At 63.3% G+C, this 23,979-nt stretch carries 25 protein-coding genes, 3 pseudogenes and 1 other annotated feature; of the genes and pseudogenes, 21 read left to right on the top strand and 7 right to left on the bottom strand.

Annotation, left to right across the window (positions count from 1 at the left end):
• Nucleotides 1-87: 87 nt before the first annotated feature.
• On the bottom strand, nt 88-1,434 hold the full coding sequence (gene xseA, locus ACSE4D_RS01515) for an exodeoxyribonuclease VII large subunit (RefSeq protein ID WP_425119464.1): 1,347 nt from the start codon (nt 1,432-1,434) through the stop codon (nt 88-90).
• 188 nt (nt 1,435-1,622) lie between these two features.
• Here xseA and ACSE4D_RS01510 point away from each other — a divergent pair, with 188 nt between their 5' ends.
• On the top strand, nt 1,623-2,609 hold the full coding sequence (locus tag ACSE4D_RS01510; RefSeq protein WP_436327115.1) for a 4-hydroxy-3-methylbut-2-enyl diphosphate reductase: 987 nt from the start codon (nt 1,623-1,625) through the stop codon (nt 2,607-2,609).
• A gap of 52 nt (nt 2,610-2,661) precedes the next feature.
• On the opposite strand, the gene ACSE4D_RS01505 is transcribed toward ACSE4D_RS01510, so the two are convergent.
• Nucleotides 2,662-3,861, bottom strand: coding sequence for a DNA recombination protein RmuC (locus ACSE4D_RS01505; protein WP_135538206.1), 1,200 nt, complete (start codon nt 3,859-3,861; stop codon nt 2,662-2,664).
• A 72-nt stretch (nt 3,862-3,933) separates the two neighbouring features.
• Here ACSE4D_RS01505 and ychF point away from each other — a divergent pair, with 72 nt between their 5' ends.
• The 5 genes and pseudogenes from ychF (at nt 3,934) to ACSE4D_RS01480 (ending at nt 10,089) form a co-directional block, all read left to right on the top strand.
• On the top strand, nt 3,934-5,019 hold the full coding sequence (ychF, locus tag ACSE4D_RS01500; protein ID WP_425119463.1) for a redox-regulated ATPase YchF: 1,086 nt from the start codon (nt 3,934-3,936) through the stop codon (nt 5,017-5,019).
• Nucleotides 5,020-5,414: 395 nt separating this feature from the next.
• Nucleotides 5,415-6,581 (top strand): annotated as a pseudogene (locus ACSE4D_RS01495) (IS3 family transposase).
• Nucleotides 5,613-5,741: a sequence feature (AL1L pseudoknot), on the top strand. Its footprint overlaps the pseudogene before it by 129 nt.
• Before the next feature lie 403 nt (nt 6,582-6,984).
• A complete protein-coding gene (locus ACSE4D_RS01490; RefSeq protein WP_436326536.1) occupies nt 6,985-7,677 on the top strand; it encodes a hypothetical protein in 693 nt (230 codons plus the stop codon).
• On the top strand, nt 7,670-8,794 hold the full coding sequence (locus ACSE4D_RS01485; protein ID WP_436326535.1) for a helix-turn-helix domain-containing protein: 1,125 nt from the start codon (nt 7,670-7,672) through the stop codon (nt 8,792-8,794). Before ACSE4D_RS01490 ends, ACSE4D_RS01485 begins: the two co-directional genes overlap by 8 nt.
• 29 nt (nt 8,795-8,823) lie before the next feature.
• Nucleotides 8,824-10,089: a hypothetical protein gene (locus ACSE4D_RS01480; RefSeq protein WP_436326534.1), complete on the top strand. Its 1,266-nt coding sequence runs from the start codon at nt 8,824-8,826 to the stop codon at nt 10,087-10,089.
• Nucleotides 10,090-10,115: 26 nt separating this feature from the next.
• Here the strand turns inward: ACSE4D_RS01480 and ACSE4D_RS01475 are convergent.
• Nucleotides 10,116-11,305 (bottom strand): IS3 family transposase gene (locus ACSE4D_RS01475; protein WP_370035633.1). Its coding sequence is split into 2 segments (ribosomal slippage): nt 10,116-11,018 and nt 11,021-11,305, totalling 1,188 coding nucleotides; the frame shifts between segments, so codons are not numbered across the junction.
• A gap of 89 nt (nt 11,306-11,394) precedes the next feature.
• Here ACSE4D_RS01475 and ACSE4D_RS01470 point away from each other — a divergent pair.
• The gene (locus ACSE4D_RS01470; RefSeq protein ID WP_436326533.1) at nt 11,395-11,538 is read left to right on the top strand and encodes a hypothetical protein; all 144 of its coding nucleotides are present in this window, start codon (nt 11,395-11,397) and stop codon (nt 11,536-11,538) included.
• 143 nt (nt 11,539-11,681) lie between these two features.
• On the top strand, nt 11,682-14,282 hold the full coding sequence (locus ACSE4D_RS01465) for a TrlF family AAA-like ATPase (protein WP_436326532.1): 2,601 nt from the start codon (nt 11,682-11,684) through the stop codon (nt 14,280-14,282).
• A gap of 114 nt (nt 14,283-14,396) precedes the next feature.
• Here ACSE4D_RS01465 and ACSE4D_RS01460 read toward each other — a convergent pair whose 3' ends face one another.
• Entirely contained in the window at nt 14,397-14,786 is a 390-nt protein-coding gene (locus ACSE4D_RS01460; RefSeq protein ID WP_135538218.1) for a VOC family protein, read from the bottom strand.
• Nucleotides 14,787-15,008: 222 nt separating this feature from the next.
• Between ACSE4D_RS01460 and ACSE4D_RS01455 the strand changes: the two genes are divergently transcribed.
• From ACSE4D_RS01455 to ACSE4D_RS01445, 3 genes are read left to right on the top strand one after another with little or no spacing between them, the layout of a single operon-like run.
• Nucleotides 15,009-15,290: a type II toxin-antitoxin system RelE/ParE family toxin gene (locus tag ACSE4D_RS01455; RefSeq protein WP_436326531.1), complete on the top strand. Its 282-nt coding sequence runs from the start codon at nt 15,009-15,011 to the stop codon at nt 15,288-15,290.
• Nucleotides 15,265-15,585 (top strand): HigA family addiction module antitoxin, encoded by a 321-nt coding sequence (locus ACSE4D_RS01450; RefSeq protein WP_135538222.1) that lies wholly within the window; start codon nt 15,265-15,267, stop codon nt 15,583-15,585. Before ACSE4D_RS01455 ends, ACSE4D_RS01450 begins: the two co-directional genes overlap by 26 nt.
• A 45-nt stretch (nt 15,586-15,630) precedes the next feature.
• Nucleotides 15,631-15,912: a GNAT family N-acetyltransferase gene (locus tag ACSE4D_RS01445; protein WP_436326530.1), complete on the top strand. Its 282-nt coding sequence runs from the start codon at nt 15,631-15,633 to the stop codon at nt 15,910-15,912.
• A 402-nt stretch (nt 15,913-16,314) separates the two neighbouring features.
• Here ACSE4D_RS01445 and ACSE4D_RS01440 read toward each other — a convergent pair whose 3' ends face one another.
• The gene (locus ACSE4D_RS01440) at nt 16,315-17,253 is read right to left on the bottom strand and encodes an NAD(P)H-binding protein (RefSeq protein ID WP_436326529.1); all 939 of its coding nucleotides are present in this window, start codon (nt 17,251-17,253) and stop codon (nt 16,315-16,317) included.
• Nucleotides 17,254-17,334: 81 nt separating this feature from the next.
• Here ACSE4D_RS01440 and ACSE4D_RS01435 point away from each other — a divergent pair, with 81 nt between their 5' ends.
• The 6 genes and pseudogenes from ACSE4D_RS01435 to ACSE4D_RS01410 all read left to right on the top strand — a co-directional run bounded on the left by ACSE4D_RS01435 (nt 17,335) and on the right by ACSE4D_RS01410 (nt 21,442).
• Nucleotides 17,335-17,928, top strand: a complete 594-nt coding sequence (locus tag ACSE4D_RS01435; RefSeq protein WP_436326528.1) for a TetR/AcrR family transcriptional regulator — start codon at nt 17,335-17,337, stop codon at nt 17,926-17,928.
• Between the two features lie 205 nt (nt 17,929-18,133).
• The gene (locus ACSE4D_RS01430; RefSeq protein WP_436326527.1) at nt 18,134-19,363 is read left to right on the top strand and encodes an alpha/beta hydrolase fold domain-containing protein; all 1,230 of its coding nucleotides are present in this window, start codon (nt 18,134-18,136) and stop codon (nt 19,361-19,363) included.
• A gap of 138 nt (nt 19,364-19,501) precedes the next feature.
• Nucleotides 19,502-19,942 carry a YtoQ family protein gene (locus tag ACSE4D_RS01425; RefSeq protein ID WP_436326526.1) on the top strand — a complete coding sequence of 147 codons (441 nt, stop codon included), beginning with the start codon at nt 19,502-19,504 and terminating at the stop codon, nt 19,940-19,942.
• 353 nt (nt 19,943-20,295) lie between these two features.
• Entirely contained in the window at nt 20,296-20,685 is a 390-nt protein-coding gene (locus tag ACSE4D_RS01420) for a hypothetical protein (RefSeq protein ID WP_436326525.1), read from the top strand.
• Between the two features lie 50 nt (nt 20,686-20,735).
• Nucleotides 20,736-20,849: pseudogene (locus tag ACSE4D_RS01415) on the top strand (YtoQ family protein); the annotation flags it as partial.
• 95 nt (nt 20,850-20,944) lie between these two features.
• Nucleotides 20,945-21,442, top strand: coding sequence for a nucleoside deaminase (locus tag ACSE4D_RS01410; protein WP_436326524.1), 498 nt, complete (start codon nt 20,945-20,947; stop codon nt 21,440-21,442).
• A 58-nt stretch (nt 21,443-21,500) separates the two neighbouring features.
• On the opposite strand, the gene ACSE4D_RS01405 is transcribed toward ACSE4D_RS01410, so the two are convergent.
• Nucleotides 21,501-21,731: a hypothetical protein gene (locus ACSE4D_RS01405; RefSeq protein ID WP_436327151.1), complete on the bottom strand. Its 231-nt coding sequence runs from the start codon at nt 21,729-21,731 to the stop codon at nt 21,501-21,503.
• Here ACSE4D_RS01405 and ACSE4D_RS01400 point away from each other — a divergent pair.
• From ACSE4D_RS01400 to ACSE4D_RS01385, 4 genes and pseudogenes are all read left to right on the top strand, one after another.
• Nucleotides 21,630-22,127 (top strand): annotated as a pseudogene (locus ACSE4D_RS01400) (alpha/beta hydrolase); the annotation flags it as partial. The gene ACSE4D_RS01405 and the pseudogene ACSE4D_RS01400 overlap by 102 nt on opposite strands.
• Complete coding sequence (locus ACSE4D_RS01395) at nt 22,039-22,482, top strand: serine aminopeptidase domain-containing protein (protein ID WP_436327114.1); 444 nt, start codon at nt 22,039-22,041, stop codon at nt 22,480-22,482. The pseudogene ACSE4D_RS01400 and the gene ACSE4D_RS01395, both read left to right, overlap by 89 nt.
• 34 nt (nt 22,483-22,516) lie before the next feature.
• On the top strand, nt 22,517-23,071 hold the full coding sequence (locus ACSE4D_RS01390) for a GNAT family N-acetyltransferase (protein ID WP_436326523.1): 555 nt from the start codon (nt 22,517-22,519) through the stop codon (nt 23,069-23,071).
• A gap of 120 nt (nt 23,072-23,191) precedes the next feature.
• On the top strand, nt 23,192-23,410 hold the full coding sequence (locus ACSE4D_RS01385; protein WP_436326522.1) for a GNAT family N-acetyltransferase: 219 nt from the start codon (nt 23,192-23,194) through the stop codon (nt 23,408-23,410).
• A 67-nt stretch (nt 23,411-23,477) separates the two neighbouring features.
• On the opposite strand, the gene ACSE4D_RS01380 is transcribed toward ACSE4D_RS01385, so the two are convergent.
• Nucleotides 23,478-23,972 carry a mycothiol transferase gene (locus ACSE4D_RS01380; RefSeq protein WP_436326521.1) on the bottom strand — a complete coding sequence of 165 codons (495 nt, stop codon included), beginning with the start codon at nt 23,970-23,972 and terminating at the stop codon, nt 23,478-23,480.
• Nucleotides 23,973-23,979: the final 7 nt, after the last annotated feature.

Below are 23,979 nucleotides of genomic sequence, written 5' to 3'. Positions count from 1 at the left end.
GTCTCCTTCGTGGAAATGGTGGAACTGTGCTGGTCTGTCTGTGCGGAGCTGGGGCGGTGTCGACGAACGGGATCGTCCGGTGAACCTTCAGCTCTCGGATCCGTTCGCCGTCTCGGCAGCGTCGTTCGCATCGTCGGTGGAATCGGATGCGGGTTCGGGGGTGACGTCGGTGACCGCGGCATCGAAACGGCCATGGGCGACGCGCACATGCACCGCATCCCCGCTTGCGACCTCGGCGGCGCTGCGCACCGCCTGTCCGGCATCGGTCTGGACGACTGCGTACCCGCGTTCGAGGGTGCGCAGGGGCGAGAGTGAGCGGGCCTGTGAACGGAGATGGTGGATCTCGTTCTGCGCCTGAATGACAAGACCGGTCGTCGCTTGCAGGCTGCGGCGACGAATCGTCGCCAATTCGTTCTCATGAGCGATGATCATCGTCTGCGGTTCGGCCAGGACCGGTCGAGAGCGCACCGCGGTGAGCATCTCCTGTTCGCGGTCGAGGATGCGATGGACTGCGGCTTCGAGTTCGGCCCGGGCGCGCAGCAGGTTCATGCCCTCCTCGGCGACGTCGGGAACGATCCGCTTGGCAGCATCCGTCGGGGTCGAAGCTCGCATATCTGCGACTTCGTCGAGGATGGGCCGGTCGGCCTCATGCCCCACTGCAGAGACCACCGGAGTGCGTGCGGCGGACACGGCACGGACCAGAGCTTCGTTGGAGAAGGGAAGGAGATCTTCCATGCTGCCACCGCCGCGGGCGATGACGATGACGTCGATCTGCGGGTCCTCGTCGAGTTCGGCGAGGTTCTTCATCACTCCAGGCACCGCGTCAGGTCCCTGGACCGCACAGTTGCGGATCTCGAATTCCGCGGCCGGCCAGCGCAGGTGCACATTTCGCACAACATCTTTCTGCGCGTCGGAGTCACGGCCGGTGATGAGCCCGATCCTATTGGGCAGGAACGGCAGTCGCAGTTTGCGGCTGGGGTCGAAGAGCCCTTCTGCGGCCAGCTGCTTCTTCAGCCGCTCCAGACGAGCGAGCAGCTCGCCGAGGCCCACGGCGCGGATGTCGTTGGCGCGCATCGTGAGTCGACCGGTCTTCGTCCAGAAGTCGGCTTTGAGGTTGGCGACGACATGACTGCCCTCGGTCAGCGGAGCACCGGTGCGCTCGAGGACGTTCTTCCAGATCTGAACGGGCAGGGACATTTCGACATCGGTGTCGCGCAGGGTGAGGTAGCTGGCCTTGCCGCGATGGTTGAGCTCGACGACCTGTCCTTCGATCCACACGCTCGACATGCGATCGATATAGGACTTCATCTTCGACGAGAGCAGGCTCAGCGGCCACGGGTTCTCCGCGGTGGTCTCGGCCGCGGTGGCCGCGAGCTCCTTCGGCTCGACGGTTTCGCCGAGTGTGCCGGGAGTGCCGGAAATTCTTTGCGCCATGGTAAGTCCCCTTCCGAGCCCCAAGCCTAACGAACGACACGGACACAGCCCATTTCTCGGCTCCCGCCAGTCCGCCGCTTCTTCGGCGGGCATCCGCTTCTGCACCGTGCGTGCGGTCACCCTGGCCGCCACCGCCGGCCCCTGCTTAGACTGGAGAGGTGACTGCCGTTTCCGTACCCACCCCGACGATGCCGCGCCGGCGTGTGCCTGCCAGCGATATCCGCACCCCCGAGGGCACCGAACAGCGGGTGCTGCTGGCTGCCCCGCGCGGCTACTGCGCCGGGGTCGATCGCGCGGTGATCGCAGTCGAGCGTGCCCTTGAGCATTTCGGTGCGCCGATCTATGTGCGCAAGGAGATTGTGCACAACCGGCATGTCGTCGAAACCCTGTCCGACCGCGGTGCCGTCTTCGTCAATGACACTGATGAAGTGCCGGAAGGGGCACGGGTCGTATTCTCCGCTCACGGAGTCTCACCGGTCGTCCACGCCGAGGCAGCCGAACGATCACTGTCCACGATCGATGCGACCTGCCCGTTGGTGACGAAGGTCCACAAAGAAGCGATCCGGTTTGCTCGCGACGGTTTCCGGATCCTGCTCGTCGGCCATGCCGGACACGAAGAGGTCGAAGGAACCATGGGAGAGGCGCCGAAGCACATCACGCTCGTGCAGAGTCCCGACGATGCACGCACCGTCGAAGTCCCTGATTCAGAGAAGCTCGTGTGGATCTCCCAGACGACGCTGAGCGTAGACGAAACGATGGAGTCCGTCGAGATTCTGCGCGAGCGTTTCCCGCACCTGCAGAATCCGCCCAGCGATGACATCTGCTATGCCACACAGAACCGGCAGGTCGCAGTGAAGAAGATTGCTCCCGAGGCGGATCTCGTCCTCGTCGTCGGTTCGGCGAACTCCTCGAACTCTGTGCGTCTTGTCGAAGTCGCGCTCGAACACGGGGCGAAAGCCGCGCACCGTGTCGACTTCGCCCGCGAGATCGACGAAACCTGGTTCCACGATGTCGCCACCGTCGGGCTCACCTCAGGAGCGAGTGTTCCCGAGACTCTTGTCCAGGACGTGCTCGGGCTGCTGGCCGACTACGGCTTCGACAGCGTTGACGAGGTCATCACCGCCGAGGAAGACCTCCTGTTCTCCTTGCCGAAGGAACTGCGCAAACTCGGCTGAAGCTCCAGCCCCTGTGCGGCAGGGCAACCCGGGGCCGCCTGCGGTCGACTGTTCAGTGCGTACCGGTCTGTCGATCGCGCAGATCTGTGGGGCCACTGTGGTCGAATGCCGTCGAGTGAGGACGCGACAGCTCTTCGGCACTGACGCCTCGAGCACGGGTATCGAGTTCGGCAACGGTGTCGAGTTCATCGGCGACGATCCCTGTCGACGGGAACTTCCGCGCTGTGACGAGGAACCGGGACTCCAGGGAGGAGACGAACCGGTTGTAGTCCTCGACGGACCGGTCGAGGCTCGCACCCAGCCGCGACACATGCGTGACCAGTGTGCCGATGCGTTCATAGAGTTCTGTGCCCAGCCGCAGCACCTCGGAGGCCGAGGTCGACATGTCGGCTTGGCGCCAGTTGAGCGCGACCGTCTTGAGCAGAACGAGCAGTGTTGCCGGTGAGGCGAGGACGACGTTCTTGCCCAACGCATGATCGATCATCTTCGGGTAGCTGGCTGCGGCCGACGAGAGGAGACCGTCGGTGGGGACAAAGCAGACGACGAAATCAGGGGAGGAGTCGAAGGATTTCCAATACTCCTTCGACGCCAGCGCATCAACATGCCGCAGCAGCGCTCGGGCATGGTCATGGCCACCCGCCGCAGCCCCGCCGGCTGCCTCGGTGGTCTCTTCACTGATTCTGGCCGACAGGGGTGTCTTCGCATCGATGACGATCGTGCCGCCGCCAGGCAGGTGGACGACCATATCGGGGCGATGACGCTTCCCGTCGCGGTCGGCAGTGACTTGAGTGTCGAAGTCCACGTGGGGGAGGAGCCCCGCATATTCGACGATGCGTTTGAGCTGCACCTCACCCCAGTCACCACGGTGAGTAGTCGAATTCAGGGCGTTGGCCAAGGACCCGGTCGATTCCTGGAGTCGAAGGTTCTGCTGACTGAGGTGGCCGATCTGGGAGTTCAGCCGGGTGATCTGTTCGATCTGCGTGCGGTCCTGGGTCTGGAGATTGTCCTGGAGGCTCTTCACACTCGCCGCCAACGGCCCGATGGCTGCGGTGATCTCACCGGCCATCTGCGCATCGGCTTCGAGGTCTTCGGTGCGTTCGGACAGGATGCGGGAGGTCGTCTCCGCTCGGGTGATCCTCTCAAGGTAGCGCGAACGCGTGAGCGTGCGCCCGAGGAGGAACCCGAGGACGGCGGCGAAGAGGATCGCCACGACGAAGGCGATGATGACTCCGGATGCGGGGAAAGCATTCATGACTCCAGGGTGACAGAGGGCACGGACACGAGAATTCGAGGACCACCTCGGCGGCGGCTAGACTTGGATATCGTGGCTTTGACTATTGGAATCGTGGGGCTGCCGAATGTCGGCAAGTCGACCATGTTTAACGCACTGACCAAGAACCAAGTTCTCGCGGCGAACTACCCGTTCGCGACGATCGAACCGAACGTGGGCGTGGTCCCTCTGCCCGACGTCCGATTGACGCGGTTGGCGGAGATCTTCGGTTCCGAACGCATCCTCAACGCGACCGTCGACTTCGTCGACATCGCCGGGATCGTGCGCGGTGCCTCTGAAGGCGAGGGCTTGGGCAATCAGTTCCTCGCCAATATCCGCGAAGCCGACGCGATCTGTCAGGTCATCCGTGGGTTCGTCGACGACGATGTCGTCCACGTCGACGGCAAGATCAGTCCCGCCGATGACATCGACACGATCAACACCGAGCTCATCCTTGCCGACCTGCAGACGCTGGAAAAGGCGCGGCCGCGGATCGAGAAGGAAGTCAAGGGCAAGCGTGCCCCTGCCGAGCAGCTGACCGCGATCGACGCCGCCACCGAGATCCTCGAAGGCGGTCGGACGCTGTACCAGGCGATGCAAGCCGACAATTTCGATGTCTCAGCTCTGCGTGAGCTGCAGCTGATGACCGTCAAACCGTTCCTCTACGTGTTCAACGTTGATGACGATGTGCTCGGTGACGAGGGCAAGAAGAACGAGATGCGGTCCCTCGTGGCCCCGGTCGAGGCGATCTTCCTCGACGCGAAGTTCGAATCCGAACTCGCAGAACTCGATGAGGAAGAAGCCCGGGAGATGCTCGAGTCGACCGGTCAGGACGAAAGCGGGCTCGACCAGCTCGCACGTGTCGGCTTCGACACTCTCGGTCTGCAGACCTACCTGACGGCCGGCCCCAAGGAATCCCGAGCCTGGACGATCCCGAAAGGTGCCACCGCCCCCGAGGCAGCCGGGGTCATCCACACCGACTTCCAGAAGGGCTTCATCAAGGCTGAGGTCGTCTCCTTCGGTGATCTCGATGCCAACGGAACGATGGCGGCGGCGAAGGCCGCCGGCAAGGTCCGGATGGAAGGCAAGGACTACGTCATGGTCGATGGCGACGTGGTGGAGTTCCGGTTCAACGTGTGAATGTCGGGTCTGACCAGTGAATTTGTCCCTGTGGCCCCCTGGGGAAGCTTGCCACTGGGTGTTCCCATTTAACGTCTGGTGGCCGCCCCACGGCAGATTTCAGCCGTCCAGGGCTGCTGCTTGCTGTCCCGAAAATGTTCGCAGGGGCAGAGTCCGGGTGGCGCACGACCCGTCCTACGGGTGCCGCAACGGAGTGTGCCGGGACTCGATGGCGGGCGTTCGAATGCTCGTTGGCGCAGCCGCGGCGCGTCTCGCGGGTGTTTCACTATTCGGCGGTGTCTCAATAAGGCGCAGGGTCACTCGAAGTCTTGCAGCTCTTGGATGAGTGCCTCCCATGTCCCGTTGAATCGCCCCGGGTCTGGTGGAGGCTCTGATCCCACAGGAGGACGAAGAGCATGACAGCACCACGGAAGTACCCCGCTGAACTTCGGGAGCGAGCGATCCACATGGCTCTGGACCAGGTCGAGGAGGGCAACGGGAGGGTGGTCTTCCGCCGTGTCCGGGACCTCGACGGATGAGTCCCAGCGCGTGATGGAGCTGGAGAAGGAAGTCCGCGAGCTGCGTCGGGCCAATGCGATCCTGCGGTCGGCCTCGGCTTTTTTCGCAGCGGAGCTCGACCGCCCACCGCGTTGATCGTGAAGTTCATCGACGAGCACAAGCACGAGTTCGGCGTCGAGCCGATCTGCCGCACGCTCACCGCAGCGGGCACGCAGATCGCGCCGAGCACCTACTACGCCTTCCATGCCCGTCCGCCCTCGCGTCGTGCGGTGCGGGATGAGGAGTTGCTGGTCGAGATCCACCACGTTCACGCAGCGAACTTCGGCATCTACGGAGCAAGGAAGCTGCACGCCCAGCTGCGCCGGGAGGGCGTCCAGGTGGCGCGATGCACGGTCGAGCGACTCATGCGAGCCGCGGGCCTGCGCGGGATCTCCCGGGCCAAAGGGCCTCGCTCGACGATTCCCGGGCGTGGTCCGGATGGTCGTCCTGACCTGTTCGAGCGTGACTTCAGGGCGACCGCTCCGAACCAGTTGTGGGTCGCGGACATCACCTACTGCCGCACGTTCGCAGGCTGGGTGTATGCCGTGTTCGTCATCGAGGTGTTCTCTCGCCGCGTGGTCGGCTGGCAGCTCTCGAAATCGCTACGGACCGACCTCGCTCTGGACGCGTTCGAAATGGGCGTCTGGACTCGCGAGCACGCAGGTCATGACGTCTCCGGGCTCACGCATCACAGCGATAAGGGCGTCCAATACGTCGCCATCCGCTACACCCAGCGCCTTGCGGAAGCCGGCGCGGTCGCGTCGGTCGGCTCAACCGGGGACTCCTACGACAACGCCCTGGCGGAGGCCTTCACCTCACTGTTCAAGGCCGAGCTGGTCCGCCACCGTGGACTCTGGAAGAACATCGACGACCTCGAGATAGCGACCGCTGAGTACATCGACTGGTTCAACCATCGTCGCCTGCACGGCGAGATCGGCATGATCCCGCCCGTCGAGCTCGAGGACGCCTACCGTCAAGACCACCCCGTGCCGGCACCCGCCGACGCGGCACTTGCGAGCCTCTGACAAACCCGGGGCGATTCAGTGAGTCACACCAGTGACTCACGCCCTCAGCTCTTCACCCTGCCGCCCCTTCCTCGTGACCCTTGTCGGCCGCAGGCCGGTCCTCCGCACCGCAGACAGCGCGCAGCGCCAGGTTGAGTGGCCACCGTGGGTCGCAGGTGCCCTGGGGGCACCTGTGAGTGGGCGGGATGCTCAGGAGCCTCCGGCCAGGGGTCAGGGGAGGGGTGGGATGACCTGGTCGGGGTGATGTCCGTCAGCTGAATGGTCTGCATGGCGGAGCCGGTCGCCGCACGATCGACGACCCAGCAGTGACAGATGAAGTAATAATGCTCGAAACGTGTGGCATACTGAAGTTGCAGTCCCGGCCGGGCTCTCGGCATTGGGTAATGGATTCAGGAGGTCCAGGATGATTTCAGGCTCACCCGGTAATGCGCTCGGTCCCCGCGCTGCCGATGCGCAGAAGGCGCTAGTCGACGTTGTGCGCAGGGTCCACGACCGCTTCGCCGAGTCGCATCTGGTGTCCGGTTCGCGCTACTCGATGGGCTTCGGCACACAATGGCGAGATCTACTGGCCGAAGCCTACGAGGAGTTCGCCAAGCACGGGTTCGAGTCGCACAAGCTGGTCCCTGCCGGCTACCGGTTGCCCATCGTGAACGGCTGCCTGCTGTACGTGTGGCGCAAACCTGACTCTGCCGACGCGGATGCTTTCGCTGGCAGTCTGACGAAGAAGAACTCCTTCAATGTGCGCCCGCCTGACCCTGCCCTCCTCGATCCTGACTTCGGGGGTGCATTCACGACGGAGGCGGCCGAGCCGGCGGAGCCCAAGCTCGAAGGTGTGGTATGTGCTGCTCGTGACGTGATGCCGTTGATAGTGGTCATTGTCCAGTCCTCGCCGTGGCAGCTGCAGTCGATCGAGTGGGCCGTGGCCGAGCTGGACGAGGAGAGCGGCGCGGTGAAGTACCACGGTCGAGAGGCCATCTGGGTGCCGGAGGTCGTCGCAGCAGACGCTGCAGCAGTCGGCGAATCTTTCGACAGCGGCACCCCGGCCGCTCCGGCTGTCCAACCCCGGAAGCAGGAGGGCGTCGATCGCGATGCCTGATGACCCACCGAGCCTGTTCGATTTCACCGGCTCAGGGCAGACCCGCGGCCGCTTCGAGCCGGCGCGTCTGACCCAGGCGAGGGTTCGCCGTTCGGTGACCAAGACGGACTTGGCCGCCGAGGTGGGAGTCTCTGCCGCGGCGATCGGACAGTACGAGGCCGGAGTCAACTCACCGCGCGCCGATGTCCTGGAGCGCTTGGCAAAGGCGCTGGACGTCCGCCCGGGCTTCTTCGGTGTTGGACGTCCGCTTGCGCGTATCGACTCTGTCAACGCGCATTTCCGAAGCCTGCGGTCTGCACGCGTGAGTGATCGACAGAAGGCGCTGGCCACTGCGACGCTGATCTGGGAGCTCACCTTCGCACTGGAGCGCCACGTACAGCTGCCTGAGGTCGATCTGCCGGACATCGAGCAAGGTCGTTCACCGGCCGAAGCCGCTGCGATCCTCCGGGAGCATTGGAGACTGCCGGATGGTCCGGTCAAGCACCTGGTCGCCACCACGGAGTCGCACGGGGTTGTCGTCGCGGTGCGACCTCTTGCCGAGATCGATGCCGTGGACGCTTTCTCCGTTGTGATCGTCGATCGCCCGATCATCATCACGACCCCTCGCCGTACCGAAAACGTCTTCAGGCACCGGTTCTCGATTGCTCACGAGATCGGCCACCTGCTTCTGCACGCCGAGTCCAGCGAGCACAGTGCCGCCATCGAGAAGGAAGCCGACGAGTTCGCCGCAGCGTTCCTCACGCCTGCGGCATCGATGGATGCCGCTCTTCCTCAACGGCTCGACCTCGTTGCGCTTGACCGGCTCGGACGCACGTGGGGTGTCTCGCCACATTCTCTGGTCCGTCGCATGGTTGAGCGGGGGAATACCACCGAATCGTCAGCACGGCGGGCCTACCAGCGGTTGGCGATGATCAATGACCCACTTGCCGACCCGACGAGCGCCTATCCGGGCGAAGTGCCGAAGCTGTTGAAGACGGCTGCGGATCTTGCCGCTGACCACGGCGCACCTATATCCGTCCTCGCTGAAGCACTGAAGATCAGCGCCGCTCAAGTGCGAAACCTGCTGGGAGAGGCCGATCAGCGTCCGGTCTTGCGCCTCGTCGGCGAGGGGGACTGATTGCGACAGGCAGAGGAAGTGGGCAATCGATGAGGTTCTCAGAGCGGTTCGGCATCCAGCGTGCTGAAGACGAGGATTGGTTCGATCCTCATCTGTCCATCGACACGAGACTCTTCATCGACCCGTTGCTGTTGCTCACCGCCGGTGGCGACTGGGCGGATGCGCATGACGAACTGATCGCCCACTTTGTGCACTGCTATGAGCTGGTGGCGAAGTCCATCGGGAAGGACTCCGTCTCCGCCAAGGCTGCGCGACGGTTGCTGACCTTTCCAGAGCCGTTCGAGCTCGGACTTGGCTATACCGCGGCAAGCACGCGCGGATCTGGCGCAGGCGACAGCTACGCGGCTCAGATGGCCGACGGGATCGCCGTGGCCATGGCGGCCGGACTGGAACAGCCAGAGCACATCGAGGAGATCGGCATTCTGAACGTGGGAATCGGAGCCGACAGGATCTCCGATGCGACCGCGAATGTCCTCAAGGCGCGGCTGATCAGCTACACCCAAGGCGTCGCGCGACGTCACCGAGTGGCGTTGGACCGGCATAAGGTTCGGAACTCGCGCGTGACTCTGGAGATGGCGAGGTGGCACGACGAGGAGGTTGAACTGCCGACCAATCCCACGTCGGGGCGACCGGTCATTCTGGTACCGGAGTTCCTGCTGAACAAGCTCCAGACGCTCAACGCCGACGACTGGTTCGACTCGCACTTCAACGAGGACATCAGGCAATCGATCAACCTCCCCGTCGGCAAGGCTGTCAGCAAGGCCGACATCGTGTCATGGGCGCGACAACACCCCGACCGCGTCCGGGACTGGGCACGCGAGCAGACCAGTCGCAGGGACCTCTTCAGCTACGATTTCGGCGAGGACCCTCTGGGCGTGGTGCAGTGGGACAAAGAGCCATCGAGGTTCGCTGCTGAGAATCCACTTCCTGATCGGACGGTGTCCACCCACGACGACCTGGTGGAACTGGTCAGACAGGTAGTGCAGCAGTTCCATCGGTTCATTGAGCACCAGCGCGGTTGGAGCCTGCTGTGGAATGAGGACGGGAGTGAGAAGCCAGAGGAAGCGGTGCAGCTCGTCTTCCTGGGGGCCGCGCAACAGTACCTGCGCTACTTCGACGTCGAGCTCGATCGCGAGGTGGAACTAGGGCGAGGGCCGGTGGACTTCAAAGCATCGTCTGGGACATCGGCTCGTTTGATCATCGAGATCAAGAAGCTGCACAACGGCAAGTTCTGGAACGGATTGCGGAACCAGCTACCCAGCTACATGAAGTCCGACGATGCCAGTCGGGACTGATGCAAAGAAAGGTGACAGTTTGAGTGTCAAGCTGCGAGAGCAGCTGGCTCTATGATGGCTTCGTACTCTACTGGTGTCAATCGACCCAACCGGGCTTGTCGGCGACGTCGGTGATATGTCCGCTCGATCCAGGTCACGATCGCGATTCTCAACTGGTCGCGAGTGGTCCACCGGCGACGGTCGAGAACGTTCTTCTGCAACAGGGCGAAGAACGATTCCATGGCCGCGTTATCGCCCGCTGCGCCTACTCGTCCCATCGACCCGATGATGCCGTGACAGGCCAAAGCCCGAGTGAATTTCTTCGATCTGAATTGGCTGCCGCGGTCGCTGTGGGTCACGCATCCGGCCACGTCACCCCGCCTGGTCACAGCCATCTCGAGGGCATCGACAGCCAACCGGGCCTTCATCCTCGAGCTGATCGAATAGCCAACGATCCTCGACGAGTAGGCGTCCTTGACCGCACAGAGGTACAGCTTGCCCTCATTCGTATGGTGCTCCGAAATGTCGGTCAACCACAGCTGGTTCGGGCCATCAGCTCGAAACTCGTGCCTGGTCCGCCCGTCGGCATCGACAACCGCGCACAGATCGTCGTGAACGGGTGGGCCGGGTTTCTTCCCGTTCTTCGCCCGGCCCTTACCGAAGGCGGAAAACCAGTCATTGGCCGAACACAACCGCCACGCAGTGCGTGCCGCCATGGGTTGGCCGGCCGCTTCGGCTTCGTCGGCGAGGTATCGGTACCCGAACTCGGGATCATCGCGGTGGGCATCGAAAAGCGCATCGGCCCGATATGCCTCAATGACGACTGCTTCAGGGATGGGTGCTGCCAGCCACCGGTAGTAGGGCTGGCGGGAGAGCTTCAAGACCCGGCACGACACCGCCACGGGGATCCCGTCGGCGGCGAGCTCTCTCACGAGCGGGTAGAGCCTTTTGACGGCAGATTCGCCTGTGACAGATACGCGGCCGCGCGGCGCAGGACCTCGTTCTCCTGCTCAAGCAGACGATTGCGCCGACGCATCTCTCGTAGTTCGGCGGACTCGTCGCTGGTGTTGCCGGGTTTGTTGCCGGCATCGATTTCTGCTTGGCGGAGCCATTTGTTGATGGTGCCTTCGTGGACTCCGAAGTCCTTGGCGATCTGTCCGATCGTCGTCTTGGAATCCCTGGTCTGGACGACGCGGATCACGTCGTCGCGGAATTCTTTCGGGTAGGGCTGTGGCATGGTGTCTATCCTTCCAGGCTTGCCTATGAACAAGCCAGATTAGATGTCACCTAACCCTGCATCAGTCCCGTCATGGATGGTTCGTCGCTGTGCAGTACCGGAGCAACAAGGGCGCGGTCGATCGACTCAAGCAGCTTCCGGCCGAAGTGCGCGCGGCCGCCGCCGCTGCCGACAAGCACATCAGCTACTCGGCAGTCGATGCGCGCCGCCCACCTTCGGCCTCAAACATCTGACGGGGCGGGGTCTGCTTGGTGATGCGTTGTCCGCTACGGGAACGTGGCTGGTTTCAGGCGATGTCTTACGTCGCAGATAGACTCCTTGCGAGTGCCGCAGGACAGTTTCCGGGCAGTAGATCGAGTCGCGTAGGAGCAGACAGTTGAGCATCGGAGCACATTGGATTCGAGCTGCACTGCAGGTTAATCCGTTCGCATACGAGGGGCGCAATGCCCCGAAGACCTTCTACGGCAGCGAGAATGAGTACAACTCTGCGCTCTTAGACACTTGCGACGAGCTGGGTATCGGTCTGATCGCAATCACCGACCACTGGCGTGTCGACTCTGCGAAAGGCCTGCTTGCTGCTGCCGAGAAACGTGGCATCGTTGCGCTCCCTGGGTTCGAGGCGAACTCTTCGGAGGGCATTCATGTTCTCGTCCTCTTTGAGGCTGGGACGCCGTTTGCGACGATCGACGCTGCTATCGGGCGGTGCGGAGCAAACCCGGGCTGCGACAATGGCACGCCCGGCGAGCCGTACGCGAAGATCATGGAGCAGATGACCTCGGCGGGGGCACTCCCTGTGCCTGCCCATGTGAACGCTAAGCCGGCCGGGCTGCTGACGACCCGGTCGGGTCAGCCGCTGGCGACAATGATCCTTCACAGGGACCTACACGCTATCGGTGTATCTCCTGCAGTTGAGACCGCGAGGGATCAGGACGCGGTCGTCGAAGGTACCGGGATATTTAAGCGCGTCCACCCTCTGGCGGTGATTCACGCCGATGACGTGATGGGGCCGCGACAGCTGCAGGATCCAGGCGCAAGTACTTGGTTCAAAGTCAGCTCGCCTTCACTTGAGAGTCTGAAGCTCGCTGTACGGACGCCAGAGACCAGAGTCTCACTGGATGATCCTCAATCGACGCCGCGGCCGTGCATCAAGAGCGTCTCCTGGACCGGTGGATACCTCGACGGGGTCAGCGTGCCGATCTCGTCTGATCTGACTGCACTCATCGGCGGACGTGGTGCTGGGAAGTCGACAGTGATCGAGAGTATTCGTTTCGCGCTCGACATCCGGCCGATCTCGACTCAGATGGCGAAGGACCACAAGGCCATAGTGGACTACGTCCTGAACCCCGGCACCGTTGTGCGAGTTGAGGTCGAGAGCGTCGCTCCGACGCTCCAGAGCTACACCATTCAACGCGAGGTGTTTCAGCCGCCCGTGGTGCTGGACTCTGCGGGTGAGCGCACCAAGCTCACGCCTGTCGATGCGATCGGGGCCGTCGAGGTGTTCGGTCAGCATGAACTTGCGGAGCTCGCTGGTGACTCGGCGAGCATCGCCGAGCTTGTCAGACGCTTCGACGGGTCCGACCGAGAGGATCCGGCGCTTTCGGATGTGCGCGAGAGGTTGCGTCTCAACCGCGAGGACCTTAAGCGAGCAGAGGAAGCGAAGGCGAAACTGGAAAGCCAGCAGTCGCAAGCTGACCGGCTCGAAGAGCAGCTCGACCGGTATCGGGACACTGACGTCCCGGGCAAGCTTCGGGGGCATGAGCGGCTGGCCCTGGACGAAGCGGCCTTCACGGAGGGCTCTTCTCGCGTGGAAGCGGTCAAACGCGCGCTGGACCAGTACCTTCGGTCCGAGTCGCTGACCGATCTCGCTGCGAAGATCGATGACGTGGACGGTGCGCCGCAGGCGGAGCGCCTGTCCCGCGTGACGACGGCATTGGAAGGCTTGCACGCAACACTGTCCGATCTTGGCGCGCAAGCAGTTGCTGCCATCGAGGCCGCGACGACCGAGATCGGGGCGACGCGTGCTGACTGGCACGAAGCGACCACCGACGAGAGGGAAGGCTATAGCGAAGTTCTCCGGCAGCTTGCCGAGGAAGGACTCGACCCAGGAAAGTACATCGCTGGCAAGGCGGAACTGGCGTCGGTGAAGGCATCGAAGCCACGCTTGGAAGCGAAAGAAGGAGAGACCAAACAATTGCTCAATGACCGCAGAGGTTTGCTCGGCGAGCTCCGATCGCTTGAGACGGCAGCGACGGAGAAACTACACGCCGCCATCCGATCAGCGAACAGTGCGACGGATGGTGTCGTGGTAGTCAGACCCACGCCGACCAAAGACCGCTCCCACGTCATTGACACCGTCAAAGCGAAGGTTGCAGGGCAGAGGACTCAGATTGTCGCAGCAGTGCAGGATCCGAAGTTCACGCCGCAAACATTCGCTGCGGCGATTAGAGGCGGAAGCGGCGCGCTCTCTGAGCTCGGTATCAAGGGCGCGCAGTCCTCGAACCTCGTCGAGGCTGGGGAGGAGCTGGCACGCGAGCTGGAAGAGCTGACCGTGGGCCTCGCCGTCGAGGTGCTGCTCAAGATTGATGGTGCGCAGGGCCTGCGTAGCTTGGATCAGCTCTCAAAGGGACAGCGAGCCACCGCGCTCCTGCTCCTGCTGCTCGGGGCCTCCGATGCGCCGTTGATCATCGACCAGCCAGAAGACGACCTGGACAACAACTTCGTCTACAAGGGAGTGGTCAGGCACCTGCGGGAGTTGAAGGGAACGCGACAGATCATCGCGAGCACCCACAACGCCAACGTGCCGGTTCTTGGCGATGCAGAACTCATCATTGCGCTCGAGAGCGACGGGACTCACGCTCGCCCCTCTGAGCGCGGCGTCGGTTCCCTGGATGATCGCGAGATCCGGTCGCTCGCTGAGAACATCTTGGAGGGCGGCCCCGCCGCTTTCAACGCGCGCCAACATCTCTACGGGTTCTGACCGTGCAGAACTGGTCCCCGGGTGCTTGACCTGAACGAACGCCACATGGCTGTACGTACCGGAACTCGGTGGAATTCCGATTCAACGTGTGATCCGTGCTGGGGCGGAACCTCGTCAGTTGACGGTCTGCACGACCTGCACCAGATGTCCGTCGAGGTCCTCGACCCAGGCGATGAGCAGGCGGTCGAGCCATGGCTCGGGCAGCTTGATGGGCGTCGCGCCGAGCTTGACCAGACGTGCATAGCCGGCAGGAACGTCGTCCGTCCAGAGGATCAACGCTGCACGCTGGCCGTCCGCGACAGGATCGAGCCCGTGGTCATCGCGGGTGCTGGTCTCGGTCGCGAGTCCGATCCGGTACTCGTCGAGGACGAGATCGACGTGGATAGGTGTCCCTGTCCGGGGCGTGCGGAACACTTCGTCGAAGCCGAGGCCACGATAGAACTCCGCTGCACGGTCGATGTCGCGCGTGAACAGAACGACCTGGGGTGTTCGGAAGACCGTCATGTCGTCAGTTTGCCATGGGCAGGGAGGACAACAGGATGAGAGAGCAAGCCCCCGGGCGCGAGCTGCCACCTGGTCGGCGCGCAGATCAGGGAGTTGTGCCACCTGAGCCTGGTGAACCGACCACTGCGCCGATGTCGAGGAGATGGCCGTATGTGCCGGAACACGGTGAAGTTCCGGGTTAACGTCTAGCGTTATTGACGGTCGCCGTTATACAATGGGCTCATGATCAGATCGTTCGGGAGCAAGGACGCCGAGCGAATCTGGCATGAGCAGTACGTCAAGAGCGTTGACCGGACGGTGCAGCGGGCGACCTTGCGGAAGCTGGAACTGATCCACGCGGCGAAGGATGTCGAGGACCTCAGGGCACCGCCAGGCAACCGCCTGGAGCGTCTGGTCGGCGACCGACGCGGGCAGCGCAGCATCCGCGCCAATGCGCAATGGCGTCTCTGCTTCGTCTGGAGAGATGGAGGTGCGGACAATGTCGAACTCGTCGACTACCACTGAGAGCGACCTGATCGAGCCGATCCACCCGGGAGAGATCCTGATGGAGGATTTCATCGAGGGCTTCGGTATCACGCAGAACAAGCTCGCCGTGTCCATCGGTGTGCCGCCGCGCCGGATCAACGAGATTGTGCACGGCAAGCGGGGGATCACCGCTGATACTGCGATCCGTCTGGCGCGCTACTTCGGAACGTCCGAGGAGTTGTGGATGAACTTGCAGTCGAACTACGAGCTGCGGCTCCAGCGCCGTGCACTGCACGACAAGGTTGCCGCGATCACGCCGTTGCAGGTCGCATGAGCAACTCGCTCCAAGGAGACATGGACGGTCCGTAACAGCAATGGAGTGGTCGTCGGTGCCGCGCTGATCGATCGCCACTTTCCGTATGTCGCTGAAGTGCACCTCACCGTCGTTGACCGGTCAGTTCACGGGGCCGGCGTCGGCACCGCAATACTCAGGGCCGTCGAAGCCGATGCGGTTCGCCGTGAGGTGCGGCTGTTGCAGGTGAAGACCGTCGGAGCCTCGCACCCAGATCCCGGATGTGTGCGCACTCGGCACTTCTATGAGCGGTGGGGTTTTCTGCCGCTTGAGGAGACCGCGCTCTGGAGTGAAGGCACCCCTGTCTGATCATGGTGAAGCCGCTGCCTCGCGAGCAGCAGGCACGCCCTGACGATCTCTGCATCATCGCGGTTTTGAGAGGTATGCGGGCACGAACGTTGCGCGAGTTCCACCCAGAAGTTGGTATCGACCGGAACTCGGTGGAGTTCCGGTTCAACCTGTGAGTGTCGAAGCGACAGAACGGCCTCATCTGCTGAAGCAGACGAAGTCGTTCCGCTAATCGCCCATGGCCGTATGTGGGGGAGTGGATCGGATTGCTCGACGTGGCTCGTGGCGCCACCGTTGGCGGTGGAGCTCGGGGCCAGGGCCGCCCTCTTCACCGGAATCGAGCCGACCTGCCGTCGTCGACGTCGAATGGTCGGGCTGAGTCAATCAGCCCCATCGAGCGCGGGCGCAGCATGAAGCCATGCACTACCGGACCTCTAGATCGTTCAGCTGATCGGTGATGCTGCGGGGTTCGCGCTCCAGGAGTCGCGAGAGCGTGGGGTCCGCACCTGAGAAGTGTCCGCTCCTGGTGGCTTGGAACATCGATAGGGTGAAGCGCGCGACGGCCTCGGGCATTCCGCTGGTGGTCGCATCGGACACCCATTTCTCGTCTTCGATGACGACGCGATCGATCTGGCGGCCGGTGATCTCGGACGCGGAGGCGGCGAAGTCCGCGAGGGTGACTGGCTGGGGCAGCGTCAGATCGATCGGCCCGTCGAAGGGGTCATCAGCGGTGAGGATCGCAGCGGCGGCCTCTGCAGCATCTCGCCGATCGACCCAAGAGAAGGGGCCGTCGGCGGGCATGGCGATCACGCCCGTTTCCTGCCACGCGCCGAGCAGCTGGGCGGGATCGCCGTAGAAGCCGTTGCGCAAAGCAGTCCAGGCGACTCCGGATGCTGCGAGATGCTGTTCGGTGGCGGCGTGGACCGCGAGCGGCGGGTACGGCGTGTCGAAAGCTGTCCCCTGGGCACTGGTGTACAAAATCCGCTGTGCTCCTGCATCGACGGCAGCATCAATCGCCCTATGGTGCTGCGCGACGACGTCAGAAGAGAGGTCGCTCGAGGAGACCAGGAGGACCTGCTCGGCGTCAGCGAAGGAGTGGCGCAGGGCCGCGGGGTCGTCGTAGCTGCCTTGCCGCACGCGGACTCCGCGAGCGGCAAGGTGCGCCGCACGGGTGGGGTCACGGACGCTGACACCGATCTGGTGTGGCGGCATCCGCCTGAGGAGGTGGTCGACCGTGGCCCCATTGAGAGTGCCTGTAGCTCCGGTCACAACAATCATCTGAACGTCCTTTCGTGCGGCGGTGACCTGGCGTGCTGCTTTGCTCGAACGCCGGGCGGGGATGAACTTGAAGTTGACTCTCATGGTCAACTTCCTTGCGATCCATCCTGCATTAACTTGACTGCTAGGATCAAGTTAGTCGTCGATCCGGAAGGAGCCTGCATCATGACCGACTCTCGAGGCGCGCCAGCTCTGCGGGCGGATGCCCGCCGAAACGTCGACCGGATCCGGCATGCGGCGGCGCAGGTTTTCCGGGAGCAGGGGTTTTCTGCACCGCTCGAGGAGGTCGCCGCAGCCGCCAAAGTGAGCAAAGCGACCATCTTCAATCGGCTCGGCGGGAGGATCGGGCTGATCGATGCCGTCATCGACGACGTCGTTGCGGTGAAGCTGCGGGCTGTCATCGAGGATGCGCGGTCCGTTGTCGAGGTCCGAGAGCGGATCTGCTCCTACGTCGGAGCGCTCCGGGACCTGCAGTATCGACTTCCAGCAGTGAATGATGTCCTGCTGCAGGAGTACCGCGACTCCGAGCCTCTGCTCGCTCTGTGTCATGCTGGGACGGTTTTTCACGACAGCCTCGTCGCTCAAGGGCATGCGGCACTCGTCCTGGCTCCCGACTTCACCCCCGCTGACTTCCACGCACTCGCTCGAGACAATGCTCTGGCCCTCAAGCACGGTGGCCGGCCGACTCGGGCCGACTACGATCGCCGAACCGCGTTCGTGCTCGGTGGGATTTGCGCATCGTCATGTGCGTCCGATTAGCCTCGCGGGGTCGAAGAGACTGCCCTGGGTGCAGGGCGCTCTGCAGTCTGCAACATCCCGCTCCTCGTCTTCGCCGCACACGAAACAGCAAGATTGTGCGAATCGACCTGAGTTAGAGTGACCCCTGGCATCAGCATGTGATCGCAACGATGAGATCTGCGTCAGGGGAATACCAGCCCGAAAGATCGAAAGTCGAGGACCGAAGATGACAGGCAACAAGAGTTCGTCACAGCTGTCGGTTCCGCAGAACGTCGCCCATACACTTCGGGCCACAGGTCTCATCCTCGCGCTCATGCTGGGTGCGATCTCTGCGGTCTTCGGCCTCGCATCGCTCATTCCCGGGCTTGGTCCACTCAGTCCGATCGCATCTCGATGGGCTCCCACAGTGGCGCCGCCGGTAGCGCTGGCGGGGTTGATTGCGCTCCTGATCGGAATCGCTGCTGTGCGCAGGGGTACTCGACGAACCGGAACGGTCGCAGCAGTGCTCGGCGGGGTCGGCACGCTGGGGAACTTCGCGGTCATCATCGTCCTCGTCGGCGCCATCTCGGCCGCCGGCGGCACGGTGAACCTTTTCACCGCAACGTTCGGGCTGTCCGCAATAGACGCGGCGACGCCCGATCGACAGGAAGTGTACGACAAGACCGGATCCGGCGACGACCTTTCCGTATCGATCTACGAACCGGAGGGCGTGACAGGCTCGGCACCGACGATCATGTACGTTCACGGGGGCGGTTGGATCGCGGGCGAGCCGAACGCTTCGAGCTCGGAGCTCCGCGAACTCGCTGATCACGGCTACCTGGTCGTCTCGGTCGAATACGAACTCGCCAGCCTGGACAACGCAACCTGGCAGAGCGCGCCCTCGCAGGTTGCGTGTGCGGCGAGCTGGATTCAGACCCACTCAGATGCGCTCGGTGCAGATATGGGCCGCCTCGCGTTCTGGGGCGAGAGTTCAGGCAGCAACATGGTCGCCAACACCGCCGGCGCCGCAGCCCAAGGCACCGCCGAATCGTCATGTGGTGGGAAGGTTCCGGTTCCGGCAGCTGTCGTCGCAGACTACCCCGCGTTCGACGTGACTGGCCTTTACGAGAACGCTCCGGCCGGCCCTGGAGCGGGAGCCGGCACTCGCCTTTTTGCCACCAGCTACACGGGTGGCACACCGGAGGAATATCCGGAACGCTACGCAGCGGTGAATTCCGTTACTCATCTCGAGGATCCCGCGCCTCCGATGCTCATGATGACTGCGATGCGTGATGACGTCATCACCCCAGCCGACCAGTTTGCATGGGCGGAAGCGGCCCGAAGCCGTGGAGTCGACGTCCAGGCCGTGCGTATTCCACTCGCCAACCATGCCTACACGCAGAAATCGAAAAACTCACTCGGCAGTCAAGGTCATCTGAGCATCGCAGAGGCATACCTGTCCGAACGGCTTCGCTGACCCCTGTCTCACGACCCGCAAAGCGCTTCGGAGGTGCGCTGGAAGCTGCAGGACAAGATTGATGATCACCAATTGGCTATGGTGGTGCCGGAAGGGGCATACCGGTCCCACCCATATTCGAATCAGGAGTCTTCGATCATGAGCTTCAGCGTCTATCTCTCCGGCGAGATCCACACCGACTGGCGTGACGAGATCCAACACGGCGCCGAGGCGGCCGGCCTGGATGTCGTGTTCACGGCACCGGTGACCGACCACCCTGCCAGCGATGCCGCCGGTGACCACCTCGGTGAGAATGACAGCCAGTTCTGGCGGGATCATCAGTCAGCCAAGGTCAATGCGATCCGCACACGCACGCTGATCGAGAAGGCCGACGTGGTTGTGGTGCGCTTCGGCGACAAGTACAAACAATGGAATGCTGCCTTCGACGCTGGATACTGCGCCGCACTGGGCAAACCCTATGTGACTCTCCACGACGCCGACATCATCCACCCGCTCAAAGAAGTCGACGCCGAGGCCAAAGCCTGGTGCACGACAACCGATCAGGTCGTCGAGACCCTGCGCTACATTCTCAGGGACTGAGCCTGTCACCATCTCGTCATCGACTCGGCGATGACCTTCGTCTCCGACGACATTACCTGCCGTGCTCCAGGAGCTGATTTGGACGGCAAAGACGCCTAGCAGAAATTCATCGGCGGTTTCGCTCCAATGCTCATCGGTCCGCCCGAGCAGAACTGAAGCGAGTACATGGCATGACTCCCGAACAGAACATTCTCATCGAACGCATCCGCACCCTGCTTGTCGACGATCCGTGACAACAGCCAGCTGTCCTCCTGGGTCGAGATCGCGATGGAATACAATCGCGCCGTGACGGGCGGACGCTCGTGAGTGGAGTTCAATGACTTCTGCCCCGCTGGCGGGCAGGGAGGTCCGATATGTGTGACAACTCGGTGATCCCATCGTTCAACCCGAGCGAGGACTGGTACGCAGACTGGCCGCACGGAGTGTCGACGTCGGTTCAGATCCTCGCCTCTGTCACCGGAGCGGCGGCGACACGTGCGGTACAGCATTTCCTGGAACCCCTCACACACAACCCCGATGCCCGAGTGCCAGCCGGCGTCGACCTCTACTATCAGGGCGGTTTCACCGTCGAGACCATGCCGACGGATGATGCTGGCGCTCTGCAGATCGTTCTGGCGTCGGCAGGTGAGGACGGATTCGACTCGGTGCTGAGCGCAGCCAATGACCTCACTGCGGCACTTCGGGAAACCTCGGGTGAGGTCCGGCTCACCTGGCACGAGTTGGCAGCCACCAGAGCGCCCTGACCCGAGACCTGGAATGACGGGCCCACCAGGGTGAACCCGACGCTGGATATTGCGCCGCACTGGGCAAACCCTTTGTGACTCTTCACGACGCCGACATCATCCACCCGCTCAAAGAAGTCGACGCCGAGGCCAAAGCATGGTGCACGACAACCGATCAGGTCGTCGAGACCCTGCGTTGCACTCTCAGGGACTGCTCCCGTCACCATCTCGTCAGTGCCGGTGACGTTCCCGGAATCCATCGATGTGATTGGATGGGGCCATGGCACACCACCTCGATCTCAACGATGATGACCGCAGGCACCTCGAGCGCTGTGTGGATTTGGCGCGCGAGGCTCTCGACGCAGGAGACGAACCCTTCGGCTCCGTGCTCGTCTCGGGTGATGGGCGTGAACTCTTCGCCGATCGCAACCATGTCGCCGGAGGAGACCACACCCGTCACCCCGAGTTCGAAATCGCTCGCTGGGCGGCCGAGCACCTCGCCCCGGAGGAACGAGAGAAAACGACCGTGTACACCTCGGGCGAGCACTGCCCGATGTGTTCGGCGGCGCACGCGTGGGTCGGCCTCGGACGCATCGTCTACGCCAGCAGCAGCGAACAGCTCACAACTTGGCACAGAGAATGGGGAGTGGCACCCGGACCCGTGCTGCCGCTGCCGGTGCGAGCCGTGGCCCCCGGCCTCGACGTGGACGGACCAGACTCGGAACTCAGCGAGCAGGTGCGAGGACTGCAGGCACGGCTGCACGGGATCGAACTCTGAACTCGGCCGGCCGGGCCTGCTCCCCAAGGAGCTGAGCCCTGCGATAGAGTGATCTGGATCATACTGCTAGTTCGACCTGCACCCGAGGAGTCCTGCCGTGGCGATTTATGAAATCGACTTCACTTCGAGCAACGACCGCGATACCATCCACGGCTGGCTTTACACACCGACCACCACGCCGACCGGAATCATTCATCTCATCCACGGTCTCGGCGAACACTCCCGACGCTACCTTCACCTCATCACGACCCTCCTCGACTCCGGATTCGCCGTCGTCGCCGATGACCATGCCGGGCACGGGAGGACGGCGATGCAATCAGGGATCTGGGGCGACGCCGGCGACGAAGCAGCCCGCATCGTCGTCAGCGATGAGCTGACGCTGCAGCGTAAGGCCCGTGAGATTCTCCCGGGCCTGCCGTACATCGTGTTCGGCCACAGCTGGGGATCGATGATCGCCCGTGTCATGGCCTCCCACCCGGATGCCGACCTCGCCGGGCTCGCCCTGTGCGGGGTCGCTGCGCAGATGCACGGGATCGACCAGGCCATTGACCGGGATGAGCTCGCCGAGGCGGCCATCGGCGACCGACGGGCCGACCCTGCATCCGATCACTTGGTGGGGCCAGCTCTTCGACGGATTCATCGAACGTTTCGGTCCGGATGCCGGCCCCACCGCCTGGGTCGCCCTCGACGAGGCTGTCGTCGCCGATCATGGGCGCGACCCCTTCAACAACTTCGGCGCCCCGATGAGTGCGCGATTCCTGCAGGGGTTCGTCGACCTCTATGACGGTGCCAATGCCGATTCCTGGTACGCGACGATCCCCAGCGGTCTGCCGGTGCTCATCCTCGCAGGTGACCAGGATCCTGTCGCGAACTACGGCGAAGGCGCCTATCACGTCGCGAACCGCCTCCGCGCGACCGGACACGACGATGTGCGCACCCGCGTCTTCGCCGGAGTCCGCCACGAAGTCCACAACGAACCGACCACTCGCGCCGAGGCGGAGGCGGAGATCGTCGAGTTCGCCGCTCGCATCTTCGACTGATTACGAATCGCCCACGCGGTCGAGAGCAGAGACCATGAACACGGCAGAGAGACCGGGCCACAGCGTGGACTGGCCGCAGGCGACAGTCATCGCCACCGACCGGCTCCTGCTTGAGCCGCTGGCAGTGCACCACGCGACGGAGATGGTGGAGACGCTGTCCTCACCCGAGCTGTACACCCACATCGGGGGGGGGACGAGCCCGACTCTGCCCGACCTCGAACATCTCTATACCCGGCAATCAGCGGGTACTTCACCCGACGGTGATGCCGGCTGGCTGAACTGGATCATCCGCGACGCAATCCGATCCATCACCATCGGATACGTGCAAGCCACAGTTACGAGGGCAGATACCCGGAACCAGGCAGACATCGCTTGGGTGATCGGAACCGACCACCAGGGGCAGGGGTTCGCCACCGAGGCGGCTCGTGCCATGATCGACTGGCTGTCGGATCACCACGTGACTGAGCTGCGGGCCGCGATCCATCCGGACAACGCCGCGTCCAACCGAGTCGCTGAACGGCTCGGACTGCGCCCGACCGACGCGATCGACGACGGTGAAGCCATCTGGCAATCAGAGATGAGGGCATGAGAATGACCATGCACATCCCGTCCGCCGACGATCTGCCCGGAACACGCAGAAGACGCGCCCATCTCCGAGGCGGTCGTGGTCGATCTTGGGACCGCTCTGTCCGACCGCCTCCCGCCGTGAGTGGGAATCATCGAACCCCTCGGTGTGCACAGTGAGCACCGCGGACACGGCTTCGGCACCGAGATGGCGCTCGGGGCGGCATCCGCACTGCGGTCCATGGAAGCCTCGAGCATCACTGTGGCCACTCCGCCATCGAACGTGGCCGCCGTCGCTGCCTACCGCGCGGCAGGGATGGGCAACCTCGGTGAAGTCTTCGATTTCTGCCGACCGGAGTGGTGAAGCCGGTGGCGTCTGCACTCGGACGGCGCCTTCGCTATGCCCCGTGCTATCGGACCGGCGCTTAGCGTCAGGCTGGTGCGCCGGCGATGAAGGCCGCCTGTCCGACATGCTGGATCGCATCGTCGATGACCGAGACCAGGCGGACACCTCGGGTGACCGCAGGGGTCCAGTTCTCGTCGATGATCTCGTCGAAATCGTCCTCGGACAAGGTCGACAGATAGTCGATGAACGCGTTCAGCGCAGCCGCGAGATAGTCGACGAGCAGCTGCTGATCCTCCACGCGGATCTGCGCCGCCTGTTCCGGGCTGTGTCCGAGTCCGAACGAGTCTCCGATCTCGCCGAGCCCGAAGCGGTCCCGGAAGCCCTCCCACTGCTGTGGTCGGCCGGTGAGGTCGGAGAGCTGAACATCGATTTCGCGGCCGCTGTGCCATAGCAGCCAAGCGATGGAATTCGGATGATCGCCGAGGTGGCTGTTGAGTTCCTCGGGGGAGAGGTCAGGCAGCGCCTGTGCCGCCTGGAGGGGGCGCTGGGACAGGTCGGTGAGAATCTCAATGCTGTTCATGTCGCCC

Source organism: Brevibacterium sp. FAM 27836, assembly GCF_051351055.1.
GTDB lineage: Bacteria > Actinomycetota > Actinomycetes > Actinomycetales > Brevibacteriaceae > Brevibacterium.
Note: the sequence above shows the minus strand (reverse complement) of the source record. Positions and strands in the feature narration are given on the sequence as shown.